Raw genomic sequence first — 13,584 nt, forward strand, 5'->3', positions numbered from 1 at the left:
CCTTCAGGGCCGCGCGTCGCTGCGCTCGTTCTCCCACGGGAGTTGCCGCGTCAGCAGCACGTTGAGCAGGTTGTCCTGGAAGTTGATGTTGCCGGTGAGCTGGCTGTGGTGCTCGCACAGGAAGAAGGGGTAGGCCACCGGTAGGAAGCTGTCCTCGTGCTGCGGCGCGCTCGGGTCGAGCGTCTCGCGCGCCAGCAGCGAGGGCTTGGTGACGCGGCCGTCGCCCGGCTCGAGCATCAGCTCCTCGTAGTGCACGCCGGGGCGCGGCGCGCGGATGTCGGCGGGCGCCAGGCGCACCCGGTCGCGACCGGCCTCGGGCTCGAGCAGCAGGCGTGCCGGCGTGAGATTGCAGTCGCCGCCGAACAGCACGTAGCGGATCGGTGACACCGGCTCGGCCACCGACAGCATCCAGGCAAAGCGGCGTCCGCGTTCGAGCTGCTGCGTGAAGTGCTTCGACAGCGGTGCCGAGGCGGCTGCGGCCGGATCGAAGATCGACCACTGGTGGCGGCGCCAGGTCTGGACATCGAAGAGATCGTCGTCGCGCGGCTTGCCGTCGACATCGACCAGCCAGCTCGCCAGCGGATGCGGGAACAGTTGATAGGCGCTCGGCATCGTCGCCAGCGTGGCCGGCGCGATGCGGCGCAGGCCGACCGGCTCGCCGCTGAGAAAGGCATGCAGCGAACTCACCGAGCCGAGGTTGGGCGTGCCGAGCAGGATCAGCTTGCGCACCCGCGAGCTGCCGTCCATCGTGACCTGCTGCGGGCCGCCGTCGAGCACGTCGCGGGTGCCGAAGCGCAGGTAGTAGCGCGCGACCAGCCCGCCCATGCTGTGCGCCACCAGGTCCACGCGCAGCGCGGGGTCGGCGTAGTCGCGCCGCACCGCCTCGACCAGCGCGTGCAGTTCGCGTGCGCTCTGCACGTTGTCCTGCCGCCAGTCGTAGGCCAGGACGTAGACGCGGCGCTCGCCCTTCTGCGCCGGCTGGCCGGGACTGGCGCGCACATAGCCGCCGTGGCGCGTCAGGGTGTCGAGGATCGGGCGGTAGAAGTCGCGGCCGAAGGCCTGCTCGGCGATGCCGTAGGCCTCCAACTTCGACGGCAGCGGCGCGCCGCTCTGCGGGTCGAACTCGAGCGCGAGTTCGGGGTAGCTCGAAGTCAGGATGCGCCACCACGAGCCGGGCCAGATCTCCTCGCCGCTGGCACGGTCGCGCAGCCGCGAGCCGAAGGCGCCGGGGATCAGGATCACAGGCGCGATGTCGGCATCGGTTGTGCCGAGGCGGTAGAGCCGTCCGAGGTCGGGCCGGGGACCTTCGCCGCAGGCGGCGAGCAGCATTGCGGCAAGTAGCAGGGCTCCGACCAGACGCCGGCCAACCCGAGCCGCCACGATGTCGACTTGCATCAGCCGATTCTGCGGCGCGACGTGCCGTACCGGTCAACGCATCAGTTTGCCAAATTTTGCCAAGCCACCTACGATCCAAGGCATGAGCACGATGAACATCTCCTTGCCCGAATCGCTCAAGGCCTTTGTCGACGAGCAGGTTGCCGAGCGCGGCTATGGCACCAGCAGCGAGTACGTGCGCGAGCTGATCCGCAAGGAACAGGATCGCAGCCAGTTGCGCGCGCTGATGCTGCAGGCGGCGGCCTCGCCGGTGGTGGCCGAGATGGGGCCGGGCTACTTTGCCGAACTGCGCGATCGCATTCGAAAGCACGCGGCCCGATGAGCGTCCGCGGCAAGCGCGTCGTTCTCCGGCGCGAGGCCGTTCGCAGCATCGACGACGCGGTGGACCACTACCTGCAGGAAGCCGGTGCCGCGGTCGCCTTGAAGTTCGTCGCCGCGTTGGAAGAGGCCTGGCGCCACCTGCGTGACTTTCCGTCGACCGGCGCCTTGCGCTATGGCGCGGAACTGACCATTCCAGGCCTGCGCTTCTGGCCGCTGAACAAGTTTCCTTACCTCGTCTTCTACATCGAGCGTGAGGACGAGGTGGATGTGTTGCTGGTGCTGCACGGCAGTCGCGACATTCCGGCGTCGTTGCAAGCCGACGCGTAGGCCGACCGCAACAGCCCGTGCGCTACGGCAACTGCCGGTCCACCGGATACGCCGCCAGCCCGAGCCGCTCGATCGGCGCGCGCCCGTAGGTGGCCGACAGCCGCATCAGGTGCTCGGCCGGCTCCGGTCCCACCTGCGACCACTGGAAGCGCCAGGTCCAGTGGCCCATCTGGCCGGGCACGTTCATGCGGGCATGGCCGTCGAGGCCGAGCGCGTCCTGCATCTGGCAGACGGCGATGCGCGCGATCGAGGCCCAGCAGGTGCGGATCATCGCCCAGTGCACGTTGTGCTCGTCGACCGGTGCGCTCTCGGTGCCGAGGTAGGCGGCGGCATAGCCGCGCTCGCGCTCGGTGGCGCCGTACCACCAGCCGCGCGCGGTGTCGTTGTCGTGGGTGCCGGTGTAGACGCAGCAGTTCGCGCTCTTGAAGTTGTGCGGCAGGAACTCGTGCGCGCCGTCGCCGCCAAAGCCGAACTGCAGGATCTTCATGCCGGGCAGGCCGAAGCCGTCGCGCAGCGCCTCGACATCGGGCGTGATCACGCCCAGGTCCTCGGCGATCACCGGCAGCTCGCCATCGAAGGCCCGGCTCAGCGCCTCGAACAGCGCCTGGCCCGGCGCCGGCACCCAGCGGCCGTCGATCGCGGTCGGGCAGCTGGCCGGGATCTCCCAGTAGCCGGCGAAGCCGCGGAAGTGGTCGATGCGCACCAGGTCGCCGCGCGTCATCTCGTGCTTCACGCGCGCGATCCACCAGGCAAAGCCGTCCTTGGCCATCGCCTCCCAGTCGTAGAGGGGATTGCCCCAGCGCTGGCCGGTGGCCGAGAAGAAGTCGGGCGGCACGCCGGCCACCACCTGCGGCTCGCCGGCGGCGTCGAGCAGGAAGAGGTGTCGATTCGCCCAGCAGTCGGCCGAGTGGTGCGCGACGAAGATCGGCAGGTCGCCGACGATCTGCACGCCCTTGCCATGCGCGTAGTCCATCAGAGCACGCCACTGCGTGAAGAAGCACCACTGAACGAAGGCGTGGAAGTCGATCTCGGCGGCGTGCTTCTGGCGCGCAGCGGCGAGTGCCGACGGCTCGCGCATCGCCAGGCCCGGCGCCCAGCGCGCCCAGGCCCAGCATTGCTCGGCGCGGTACTGCTCGTCGATCGCCATGAACAGCGTGTAGTCGGCCAGCCAGTGCGATTGGGCGTCGCAGAAGGCGGTGAAGGCGGCGCGTTCGGTCGTCGTGGCCTTGGCCCTGAAGCCCGCCTCGGCCGCGCGCAGCTGGCTCATGCGCCAGGGCGCAACGCGATCGAAATCGACGCGGTCGTGCGGCAGCACGGCGAGTTCCTCGGCGCTCGGCGAAGCCAGCCAGCCGCGTTCGACCAAGGGCTCCAGCGCCACCAGCAGCGGCGAGCCGGCAAAGGCCGAGACGCTGGCGTAGGCCGAGTTGCCGGGGCCGACCGGCGTCAGCGGCAGCACCTGCCACAGGCGCTGCCCGGCGGTCGCGAGCCAGTCGATGTAGTGGTACGCGGCGGGGCCGAAGTCGCCGCAGCCATGCGGACCAGGCAGCGAGGTGGGGTGCAGCAGCACGCCGGCGAGGCGTTCGGTGGAAGCGAGGCTCATGGGCGGTTCGGGGGGCCTGGTTCGGTTGTTGGTCAGGAGCTGCTGCGGCACAGCAGCGCCAGGGAATGCGGGCCGAGTTCGAAGGCCGGCGTGTCGACCGCGACCGCGCCCGCCAGCGGGCGCTCGTGGCCAGAGTCGAAGCGCAGCTGCCAGCGGCCTTCGGAGGGCAGCGCAAAGCGTGTCGGCGCCGGTGCCGGGTTGAACAGCACCAGCACCGTGGCGCTCTGCGGCGCCTGCGGCGGCGGTTCGAGCAGCAGCGCAAAAGCATGTTGCGAGAGCTCGTGCCAGTCCTCGATGCTCATCTCGCGCCCGTCGGGATGGAGCCAGGCGGCGTCGGGGCGGCGCTCGCCGTCGACGCGCTCGACCTCCTCGCCGCGCAGCCAGCGGTCCTGGTGCAGCGCCGGCAGTTCGCGGCGCAACGCGACGAGCCGTGCGCAGACCTCGATCAGCGCCTCGTCGGCCCGCGCCCAATCGAGCCAGCCGATCTCGTTGTCCTGGCAGTAGGCGTTGTTGTTGCCGCGCTGGGTGCGGCCGATCTCGTCGCCGGCCAGCAGCATCGGCGTGCCATGCGCGAGCAGCGTGTTCGCCAGCAGGGTGCGCACATGCTGCTTGCGCAGCGCGTTCAGCGCCGGGTGCGCGCTCGCGCCCTCGACGCCGCAGTTGATGCTGAAGTTGGCGTGGTGGCCATCGCGGTTGTGTTCGCCGTTGGCCTGGTTGTGGCGGTGGTTGTGGCTCACCGTGTCGAGCAGGGTGAAGCCGTCGTGCGCGGCGACGAAGTTGATCGAGGCGCTGGGCTTGCGCAGGCCATGGTGAAAGAAATCGTCGGAGGCCGCAAAGCGCCGCGCGAACTCGCCGCGGGTGACGCCGCGCGTGAGCCAGTAGAGCCGGTTGGCGTCGCGGAAGCGATCGTTCCACTCGGCCCAGCGGCCGGGGAAGCGGCCGAGCTGGTAGCCATGCGGGCCGGCGTCCCAGGGCTCGGCGATCAGCTTGCAGCCGGCCAGCGGCGGATCCTGCGCGAGCGCGGCGAAGAACGCGGCCTGCGGATCGAAGCCGCCGGCGGCCGGGCCGCCGGGCGCGGTGCGACCGAGCACCGGCGCGAGGTCGAAGCGAAAGCCATCGACGCCCATCTCGCCGGCCCAGTAGCGCAGCGAGTCGAGCACCAGTTGCGTCACGCGCGGGTGGTGCAGCGCCAGGGTGTTGCCGCAGCCCGTGAGGTTCTCGCAGAGCGCGCGATCCTCCGGCTGCAGGCGGTAGTAGCTCGCGTTGTCGAGGCCGCGAAAGGCGATCGTCGGGCCCTGCTCGCCAGCCTCGGCCGTGTGGTTGTAGACCACGTCGAGCAGCACCTCGATGCCGGCGGCGTGCAGCGCCTCGACCATCGCGCGGAACTCGGCGCGGGTCGCGCTCGGATCGTCCGGCGTGAGCGACCAGCGCGGGTCGGCGGCGAAGAAGCCGATCGTGTTGTAGCCCCAGTAGTTGCTGAGGCCGAGCGTGCCGAGTCGCTCCTCGCTGATCGCGTAGTGCACCGGCAGCAGCGAGACCGCCGTCACGCCGAGGCGCCGCAGGTGCGCGATCGCGGCCGGGTGCGCCAGGCCGGCGTAGCTGCCGCGCAGCGGCTCGGGCACGCCGGGCATGAGCTTCGTGAAGCCCTTGACGTGCAACTCGTAGAGCACGCTTTCGGCCAGCGCCGTGTGCGGCCGCGGCTGGCGCAGCGGCGGCAGCGCTTCGGCGACGCGCGCCTTTAGCGCCCAAGCGGCGTTGTCGCGGCCGTCGGGTTGCAGCGGGTCATCGGCATGGCCCAGATGCTCCTCGCGCCACTCGAAGCGGCCGACGATCTCGCGTGCGCAGGGATCGAGCAGCAGCTTGTGCGGGTTGTGGCGATGGCCGGCACCGGGCTCGAATGGGCCGTGAACGCGCCAACCGTAGACCAGGCCCGCGCCGAGCTCGGGCAGGAAGCCGTGCCAGATGCCATCCTCGTGCTGACGCAGTTCGAGGCGGGCCCATTCCTGCGTGCCGCCGACGTCGAACAGGCACAGCTCGACCCGAGTCGCGTGGCCGGCGAAGAGGGCGAAGTTGGTGCCGCCATCGCGTGGCGTGGCGCCCAGCGGGTGAGGTAGGCCGGGCTCGAGGCGAACGCTCACCGCGCGTCCTCCATCGGCTCGAACACCACCAGCGCCAGCGGCGGCAGCAGCACCGCGATCGAATGCGCGCGACCGTGCGCCGGCACCGCCTCGGCGGCGACCGGGCCGAGCCCGTTTCCGAGGTTGCTGCCGCCATAGAGCGCGGCATCGCTGTTGAGGATCTCGCGCCAGCGGCCCGGACCGTTCACGCCGAGGCGGTAGCCCTCGCGCGGCAGCGGCGTGAGGTTGAGCGCGACCAGCAGGCTGCGGCCTTCGCCGTCATGGCGCAGGAAGGCGAGCACCGAGTTGGCGGCATCGTCGGCGCAGATCCACTCGAAGCCCTCGGCCTCGCAGTCACGTGCATGCAGCGCCGGCCGTTCGCGGTAAAGCCGGTTGAGGTCGCGCACCCATTGCTGGATGCCGCGATGGCGAGCGTCGTCGAGCAGATGCCAGTCGAGCGCGGCATCAAAGTTCCACTCGCGCCGCTGCGCGAACTCGCAGCCCATGAACAGCAGCTTCTTGCCGGGGTGGGTCCACTGCCAGCCGAGCAGCGCGCGCAGGTTGGCGAACTGCTGCCAGGCGTCGCCCGGCATCTTGTTGATCAGCGAGCCCTTGCCGTGCACCACCTCGTCGTGCGAGAGCGGCAGGATGAAGTTCTCGTCGAAGGCGTAGACCAGGCTGAAGCTGAGCTCGTTGTGGTGATGGCGGCGATGGATCGGGTCTTTCTGGAACACCTTGAGCGTGTCGTGCATCCAGCCCATGTTCCACTTGTAGTGAAAGCCGAGGCCGCCCATCGACACGGGGCGCGAGACGCCGGGCCACGCGGTCGATTCCTCGGCCGCGACCACCGCGCCGGGCGCGTCCGAGCCGACCGCCGTGTTGAGCTCGCGCAGCAGCGCCACCGCCTCCAGGTTCTCGCGCCCGCCCTGCGCGTTGGGCAGCCATTCGCCGGGCTGGCGGCTGTAGTCGCGGTAGAGCATCGAGGCGACCGCGTCGACGCGCAGCCCGTCGAGGCCCCAGTCCTGCAGCCAGTGCAGCGCGCTGCCGACCAGAAAGCTCTTCACCTCGTGGCGGGCGAAGTTGTAGATCAGCGTGTTCCAGTCCTTGTGGAAACCCTCGCGCGGATCGGCGTACTCGTAGAGCGCGGTGCCATCGAAGCGGGCGAGCGCGTGGGCGTCGCTCGGGAAATGCGCCGGCACCCAGTCGACCAGCAGGCCCAGGCCTTGCGCATGACAGGCATCGATGAAGCGGCCAAAACCGGCCGGGTCACCGAAGCGCGAGCTCGGTGCGTACTGGCCGGTGACCTGGTAGCCCCAGGAGCCGTCGAAGGGATGTTCGGCGACCGGCAGCAGTTCGAGATGGGTGAAGCCGAGTTCGGCGGCGTAGGCCGGCAGCCGGGCCGCGAGTTCGTCCCAGCCCAGGAAGCCGCCATCGTCGGCGCGCTGCCATGAGCCGAGGTGCACCTCGTAGATCGAGACCGGCGCGCGGCGCTGGTTGCGCTCGGCGCGGCCGGCCGGCAGTGAGCGCGCCGGGCGCGGTGAGACCACGCTGGCGGTCGCCGGGCGCAACTCGGCGGCGAGCGCATAGGGGTCGGCCTTCAGTGGCAGCGCGCGGCCCTGCGCGTCCAGCAGCGCGAACTTGTAGCGGTCGCCGATCGCCGCGTGCGGCACGAACAACTCCCAGACGCCGGCCGCGTGGCGCAGCCGCATCGGGTGCCGGCGCGGGTCCCAGGCGTTGAAGTCGCCGACCACGGCGACCCGTTGCGCGTTTGGCGCCCAGACCGCGAAGCGGGTGCCGGCCACGCCCTCGGCCTGCATCGGGTGCGCGCCGAGCACATGGTCGGGCCGCTTGTGGCTGCCGGCGGCAAAGGCGGCCAGCGCGCCCTCGCCGATCAGCGGGCCGAAGGCATAGGGGTCGGCGAGAAGGTCGCGGCCGCCGTGGGCCCATTGCACGCGCAGGCGGTAGGGCGGTGGCGCGTCGGCGCGATGGCGCGGACTGAGCGGGGTCTCGAAGAGGCCGGCTTCGTCACGCTGCTCGAAGCTGGCCAGGCGGCGGCCGCCGGGATGGCTCAGCGCCTCGACCGCGACCGCGCCCGGCAACAGCGCGCGCAACCACCAGCGGCCGTCGGCAGCGCGATGCGGGCCGAGCACCGCGAAGGGATCGCGGTGCCGGCCGGTGACGAGCGCATCGATGTCATCGCTGCCGAGAAGCACGCAGGGTCTCGCTTCAAGTGGCCACGTTCCAGATGTTGCGAGCGTAATCGCGGATCGTGCGATCCGACGAGAAGGCACCCATGCCGGCGATGTTCAGGATCGCCTTGCGGTCCCATTCGGCGCCGTCGGTGTAGAGGCGGTCGACCGCACCCTGCGCCTGCACGTAGCCGGCGAAGTCGGCCATCAGCAGGTAGGTGTCGCGCTCGAGCAGCGACTTGACGAGGGCCCGGTAGCGCTGCGGCTCGCCCGGCGAGAAGTCGCCGCGCGCGATGGCGTCGATCACGCGCTTGAGCTGCAGGTTCTCTTCGACGTAGAGCCGCGGGTCGTAGCCCAGCTCGCGCAGCTTGGCAACCTGCTCGGTCAGCAGCCCGAAGATGAAGAAGTGCTCGCGGCCGACCGCCTCGGCCATCTCGATGTTGGCGCCGTCCCAGGTGCCGATGGTCAGGGCGCCGTTCAGCGCGAACTTCATGTTGCCGGTGCCCGAGGCCTCGGTGCCGGCGGTCGAGATCTGCTCGCTGAGGTTGGCCGCCGGCATGATGGTCTCGGCCAGCGAGACACCGTAGTTGGGCAGGAACACCAGCTTGAGCTTGTCGCCGACGCGCGGGTCGCTGTTGACGACGCGCGCCACGTCGTGGATCAAGTGGATGATGTCCTTGGCCGCCACGTAGGCCGAGGCCGCCTTGCCGGCGAAGATCACCGTGCGCGGCACCCAGTTCGCGCTCGGGTTGGCGACGATCGCCTGGTAGCGGGCGATCACGTGCAGCAGGTTCAGCAGCTGGCGCTTGTACTCGTGGATGCGCTTGACCTGCACGTCGAACAGGCTGCCCGGGTCGATCGCGATGCCCAGCTCGCGGCGGACGAGTGCCGCGAGACGTTCCTTGTTGGCGAGCTTGGCGGCGCGCACCTCGGCCTGCAGGCTCTTGTCGCCGGCCATCGGCGCGAGTTCGGCGAGCCGGTCGAGATCTGTGCGCCAGCCGTTGCCGTCGAGCCGCTCGTCGAGCACCTCGCTCAGCGTCGGATTGGCCTGCGCCAGCCAGCGCCGCGGCGTGACGCCGTTGGTGACGTTGCAGAAGCGACCCGGGAAGATCTGCGCGTAGTCGGCAAAGATCGTCTGCACCATCAGTTCGGAGTGCAGCGCCGAGACGCCGTTGATGTGGTGCGAGGCGACGATCGACAGCGCCGCCATCTTGACGCGCCGCTCGCCGCTCTCGTCGATCAGCGAGACGCGCTTGACCAGTTCCTCGTCGCCCGGGAACTGCAGTCGCACCGCGGCCAGGAAGCGCCGGTTGATCTCGTAGACGATCTCGAGGTGGCGCGGCAGCAGGGCCTCGAACATGCGCACCGGCCAGGTCTCGAGCGCCTCCGGCATCAGCGTGTGGTTGGTGTAGCTCATCACCCTGAGGCAGGCCGCGAAGGCGGCGTCCCAGGGCAGGCCATGCTCGTCGAGCAGCAGCCGCATCAACTCCGGCACCGCCAGCGCCGGGTGGGTGTCGTTGAGGTGCACCGAGACCTTGTCGCCAAGCCCGTCGAGCGAGCCATGCTCGCCCACGTGGCGCGCCAGGATGTCCTGCAGCGAGGCGCTGACCAGGAAGAACTCCTGCTTCAGGCGCAGCTCGCGGCCGGCCGGCGTGGAGTCGTCGGGGTACAGCACCCAGTTCAGCGACTCGGCGGCGACCTTGTCGTGCGCCGCACCGAAGTGATCGCCGCGCGAGAACGCGGCGTAGTCGAGCGGACGCACCGCGACCGCCTCCCACTGGCGCAGCACCGAGACGCGGCGCGTGTCGTGGCCGGGAACGACGAAATCGACCGCGTCGGCATGAACGATCTGCGCCGGCTCCCAGCGCCGGCCGCAGCCGTCCTCCGCCGTGACGTGGCCGCCGAAGCCGACCTCGTAGCGCAGTTCGTGGCGCGGCACCTCCCACGGGTCGCCCAGGCTCTGCCAGTCGTCGGGGGTCTCGACCTGGCGACCGTCCTGGATGCGCTGCGCGAACATGCCGTAGCGGTAGCGCAGGCCATAGCCGAAGGAGGGCACGCCGAGCGTGGCGAGCGAATCGAGGAAGCAGGCCGCGAGTCGGCCGAGGCCGCCGTTGCCGAGCGCGGCGTCGTGTTCGCGCTCCAGCACCTCGCCCGGCTCGACGCCGGCATGGCGCGCCACTTCGGCAAACGGGGCGTCGAGTTCGAGTGCGGCCAGGGCGTTGCCCAGCGCACGGCCCATCAGGAACTCCATCGACAGGTAGTGCACGCGCTTGGCACCGCTGGCGCGGTCGGCCAGCATGGTCTCGTTGAGACGCTCTTCCAGTTCGCCGCGGCAGGCCTTGGCGACCGCGCGCATCCAGGCGGCGGGCGCCGCTTGGGCGGCGTCGCTGCCGGCTTCGCGCTCGATGCGCTTGAGCAGGGCGGCGGGCACGGCACCCAGCTTGGGCGCGGCGGTCTTGCGCTTGGCACCAGGGGTCAGAGTCATCATGGCTTCTCCATCGCTCGATTCAAGTAGGAATATTACAAGAATCGACAGTTCGCAAGCTTCAACTTGACGGAATCATTGGTAAACCGATGTTGAATTCGCCACGGCCTGCGCCAACTGCTTGCAAACGAAATCTGTATCTTTGCTACAGGCGCTATTGATAATGCACGCATGTCGCGTGCCACGGTCGCCGTCCTTGGGGGTGTGCGCCTGGCCGGGACGACTCAGGTCGGCAACTCGACCGTGCGCCGGCAGGCCTGGCCGGTGGCGTCGAAGAGGTGCAGTTGCTCGGGCAGCAGGCGCAGCGTCAGGCGCGCGCCGACCGCGGTGACGGCGCTGCCCTCGACCCGGGTCGTCAGCGTCGGCAGCCCGGCACCGACGTTCAGGTAGAGCAGCGAGGCGTCGCCCAGGCGCTCGACGTGCAGCAGCGAGGCCGGCAGGCCATGGCCGGCGCCCTGGTCGGCGATCGCCATGTGTTCGGGCCGCACGCCGAGCCGCACTTCGGCGCCAGGCGCCAGGTGGCTGGCGTCGACCGCCACGCTCAGGCGCTGGCCGGCCAGTTCGACCACCGCGTGGCCGGCCTCGGCGCCGACCAGCCGCGCCGGCAGCAGGTTCATCTTGGGCGAGCCGATGAACTCGGCGACGAACACGCTCTGCGGCCGGTGATAGAGCGCCATCGGCGAGCCGATCTGGGCTACGCTGCCGCGCTCCTCGATCAGTGCGCCGGTGTGCAGCAGCACGATCTTGTCGGCCAGCGTCATCGCCTCCACCTGGTCGTGGGTGACGTAGATCATCGAGGCAGAGCCGAGGTCGTGGTGCAGCTTGGCGATCTCCAGGCGCGTCTGCACGCGCAGCGCGGCGTCCAGGTTCGACAGCGGCTCGTCGAACAGGAAGACCTTGGGCTCCTTGACGATCGCACGGCCGATCGCGACGCGCTGGCGCTGCCCGCCGGAGAGCGCCTTTGGCAGCCGGTCGAGCAGCGGCGTCAGCTGCAGGATCTCGGCGGCCGCCTTGACCTTGCGCTCGATCGCGGCCTTGTCCGAACCCAGCACGCGCAGGCCGAAGGCCATGTTCTCGGCCACCGTCATGTGCGGGTAGAGAGCGTAGCTCTGGAACACCATCGCCACGCCGCGCTTGGCGGGCGGCAGGTCGTTGACGCGCTGCTCGCCGATCAGCAACTCGCCCGAGGTGATGTCCTCGAGCCCGGCCACCATCCGCAGCAGCGTGCTCTTGCCGCAGCCCGAGGGGCCGACGAAGACGCAGAACTCGCCGTGGTCGATCTGGATGTTTGCGTTGTTGATGGTCAGCGGCAGGCCCGGTGCGTAGCGCTTGCAGACGTTGCGGAAATCGATGCGCGACATGGGACGCTTTCTTCTAGATCAGTCGAGGCGGGCGAAGAGGCCGCCGAAGGGTTCAAGACGCAGCGTCGGGCCGTCGATGCGACCACCTTCGAGCCCGCTGGCAGGCAGCTTGGCGAGGCTGCCCAGCTCGGGTGGCAGCACGACCGAAGCCGGCGCTGCGCTGAAGTTGAAGGCGCACAGCACGCGCTCGACCGGCGTGCTGCGGACGTAGGCGAGCACCTGTGCGTGTGCCGGCAGCAACTGCATCTCGCCGCCGAGCAGCGCCGGTTGGCCGCGCCGCCAGTGCAGCAGGCGGCGGTAGAAGTGCAGCAGCGAGCCAGTGTCGGCCTCCTGGGCATCGACCGCCAGCGCGCGGTGGCTGGCGGCCAGCGGCAGCCAGGGTCGTGCGCAACCGAAGCCCATGTCCGCCGCTTCGGCGTGCCACGCAATCGGCGTGCGGCAACCGTCGCGGCCCTTGAACTGCGGCCACATCGAGATGCCGTAGGGGTCCTGCAGGTCCTCGTAGGCAACATCCGCTTCGGGCAGGCCGAGTTCATCGCCCTGATAGAGACAGGGCGTGCCGCGCAGGCTGAGCTGCATCGCCGCGGCCAGGCGCAGCAGGCGCGGGTCGGGCGAGGCGCCGCCCCAGCGCGTGGCCAGTCGCGTCACGTCGTGGTTGGCCAGGGCCCAGCACGGCCAGCCGTCACCGACGATCGTTCCGAAACGGCTCAGCAGCTCATGCAGGAAGGGCGCGTCGTGCCTGGCGCCGAGCAGGTCGAAGCTGTAGGCCATGTGCAGCTTGTCGGCGCCGGCCGTGTACTCGGCCATGCGCTGCAGGCCATCGGCATCGCCGATCTCGCCGACCATCGTGGTGTGCGGGTAGCGGTCGAGTAGCGCGCGCAGTTCCTGCAGGAAGCCGAGGTTCTCGGGCCGGCTCTTGTCGTAGCGATGGAACTGCCAGTCGTAGGGGTTGAAGGTCTTGCTCTCGGCATCCGCGCCGCTCGGCCGGCCGCGCGGCGGGTTGTCGCGCAGTTGCGCGTCGTGGAAGTAGAAGTTGGCGGTGTCGAGCCGGTAGCCGTCGACGCCCAGATCGAGCCAGAACTTCACCGTGCCAAGGATCGCCGCGCGCACCTGCGGGTTGTGGAAGTTGAGGTCGGGCTGGCCGACCAGGAAGTTGTGCAGGTAGTACTGGCCGCGCCGCGTGTCCCACTGCCAGGCGCTGCCGCCAAAGACCGACAACCAGTTGTTGGGCGGCGTGCCGTCCGGCCTGGGGTCGGCCCAGACGTACCAGTCGGCCTTGGGGCTCGTTGCGCTGCTGCGGCTCTCGTCGAACCACGGGTGCTGGTCGGAGGTGTGCGACAGCACCTGGTCGATCATCACCTTCAGCCCGAGCGCGTGGGCGCGAGCCAGCAGGGCGCGAAAGTCGTCGAGGGTGCCGAACATCGGGTCGACGTCGCAATAGTCGCTGACGTCGTAGCCGAAGTCCTTCATCGGACTCTTGAAGAAGGGCGAGAGCCAGATCGCGTCGGCACCAAGCCGCGCCACGTGATCGAGGCGCTGGGTGATGCCGGGCAGATCGCCGACGCCGTCGCCGTTGCTGTCGGCAAAGCTGCGCGGGTAGATCTGATAGATCACGCCACCGCGCCACCAGCCGTCGTTTGGGGCTTTGGCTGGCGTCATTGGACGGCGCGGCCTGCCGCAGTGAGGGACTGCTGTCGGCGCATTGCGGTCGTTCGTCTTCCGTGCCGCTCAGGCGAGCAAGGCCATGGGCGGGCAGCCGTCGGCGCTTCGCTGCGGCGGTCGGCCAAAG

Annotated in this window: 9 protein-coding genes; 2 read left to right on the plus strand and 7 right to left on the minus strand. The window is 70.0% G+C overall.

Annotated elements, in window-relative coordinates:
- Nucleotides 1–3: 3 nt before the first annotated feature.
- Nucleotides 4–1,395: an esterase/lipase family protein gene (locus tag EV670_RS18255; RefSeq protein ID WP_130434836.1), complete on the minus strand. Its 1,392-nt coding sequence runs from the start codon at nucleotides 1,393–1,395 to the stop codon at nucleotides 4–6.
- Between the two features lie 82 nt (nucleotides 1,396–1,477).
- On the opposite strand from EV670_RS18255, the gene EV670_RS18260 reads away from it, so the two are divergent.
- Both EV670_RS18260 and EV670_RS18265 read left to right on the plus strand, forming a co-directional pair.
- Nucleotides 1,478–1,717, plus strand: a complete 240-nt coding sequence (locus EV670_RS18260) for a ribbon-helix-helix domain-containing protein (RefSeq protein ID WP_130434838.1) — start codon at nucleotides 1,478–1,480, stop codon at nucleotides 1,715–1,717.
- Nucleotides 1,714–2,043 (plus strand): type II toxin-antitoxin system RelE/ParE family toxin, encoded by a 330-nt coding sequence (locus tag EV670_RS18265; protein WP_130434840.1) that lies wholly within the window; start codon nucleotides 1,714–1,716, stop codon nucleotides 2,041–2,043. Before EV670_RS18260 ends, EV670_RS18265 begins: the two co-directional genes overlap by 4 nt.
- 22 nt (nucleotides 2,044–2,065) lie before the next feature.
- Here the strand turns inward: EV670_RS18265 and malQ are convergent, their stop codons facing one another.
- From malQ to EV670_RS18295, 6 genes are all read right to left on the minus strand, one after another.
- Nucleotides 2,066–3,643, minus strand: coding sequence for a 4-alpha-glucanotransferase (gene malQ, locus EV670_RS18270; RefSeq protein WP_130434842.1), 1,578 nt, complete (start codon nucleotides 3,641–3,643; stop codon nucleotides 2,066–2,068).
- A 32-nt stretch (nucleotides 3,644–3,675) separates the two neighbouring features.
- Entirely contained in the window at nucleotides 3,676–5,781 is a 2,106-nt protein-coding gene (glgX, locus tag EV670_RS18275; protein WP_130434844.1) for a glycogen debranching protein GlgX, read from the minus strand.
- Nucleotides 5,778–7,973 carry a 1,4-alpha-glucan branching protein GlgB gene (gene glgB, locus EV670_RS18280; protein WP_130434846.1) on the minus strand — a complete coding sequence of 732 codons (2,196 nt, stop codon included), beginning with the start codon at nucleotides 7,971–7,973 and terminating at the stop codon, nucleotides 5,778–5,780. Before glgB ends, glgX begins: the two co-directional genes overlap by 4 nt.
- A 13-nt stretch (nucleotides 7,974–7,986) precedes the next feature.
- The gene (locus EV670_RS18285) at nucleotides 7,987–10,434 is read right to left on the minus strand and encodes a glycogen/starch/alpha-glucan phosphorylase (RefSeq protein ID WP_207225107.1); all 2,448 of its coding nucleotides are present in this window, start codon (nucleotides 10,432–10,434) and stop codon (nucleotides 7,987–7,989) included.
- Between the two features lie 224 nt (nucleotides 10,435–10,658).
- Nucleotides 10,659–11,795 carry an ABC transporter ATP-binding protein gene (locus EV670_RS18290; RefSeq protein WP_130434850.1) on the minus strand — a complete coding sequence of 379 codons (1,137 nt, stop codon included), beginning with the start codon at nucleotides 11,793–11,795 and terminating at the stop codon, nucleotides 10,659–10,661.
- 18 nt (nucleotides 11,796–11,813) lie between these two features.
- Nucleotides 11,814–13,454: an alpha-glucosidase family protein gene (locus tag EV670_RS18295; RefSeq protein ID WP_130434852.1), complete on the minus strand. Its 1,641-nt coding sequence runs from the start codon at nucleotides 13,452–13,454 to the stop codon at nucleotides 11,814–11,816.
- Nucleotides 13,455–13,584: the final 130 nt, after the last annotated feature.

It is taken from the genome of Rivibacter subsaxonicus (assembly GCF_004217215.1).
GTDB classification, from domain to species: Bacteria; Pseudomonadota; Gammaproteobacteria; order Burkholderiales; family Burkholderiaceae_C; genus Rivibacter; species Rivibacter subsaxonicus.

Coding starts and splice junctions, on each gene's coding strand:
- EV670_RS18290 (WP_130434850.1), bottom strand. CDS start 11,795: ATGTCGCGCATCGATTTCCGCAACGTCTGCAAGCGCTACGCACCGGGC.
- EV670_RS18285 (WP_207225107.1), bottom strand. CDS start 10,434: ATGACTCTGACCCCTGGTGCCAAGCGCAAGACCGCCGCGCCCAAGCTG.
- EV670_RS18295 (WP_130434852.1), bottom strand. CDS start 13,454: ATGACGCCAGCCAAAGCCCCAAACGACGGCTGGTGGCGCGGTGGCGTG.
- EV670_RS18265 (WP_130434840.1), top strand. CDS start 1,714: ATGAGCGTCCGCGGCAAGCGCGTCGTTCTCCGGCGCGAGGCCGTTCGC.
- EV670_RS18255 (WP_130434836.1), bottom strand. CDS start 1,395: ATGCAAGTCGACATCGTGGCGGCTCGGGTTGGCCGGCGTCTGGTCGGA.
- EV670_RS18260 (WP_130434838.1), top strand. CDS start 1,478: ATGAGCACGATGAACATCTCCTTGCCCGAATCGCTCAAGGCCTTTGTC.
- malQ (WP_130434842.1), bottom strand. CDS start 3,643: ATGAGCCTCGCTTCCACCGAACGCCTCGCCGGCGTGCTGCTGCACCCC.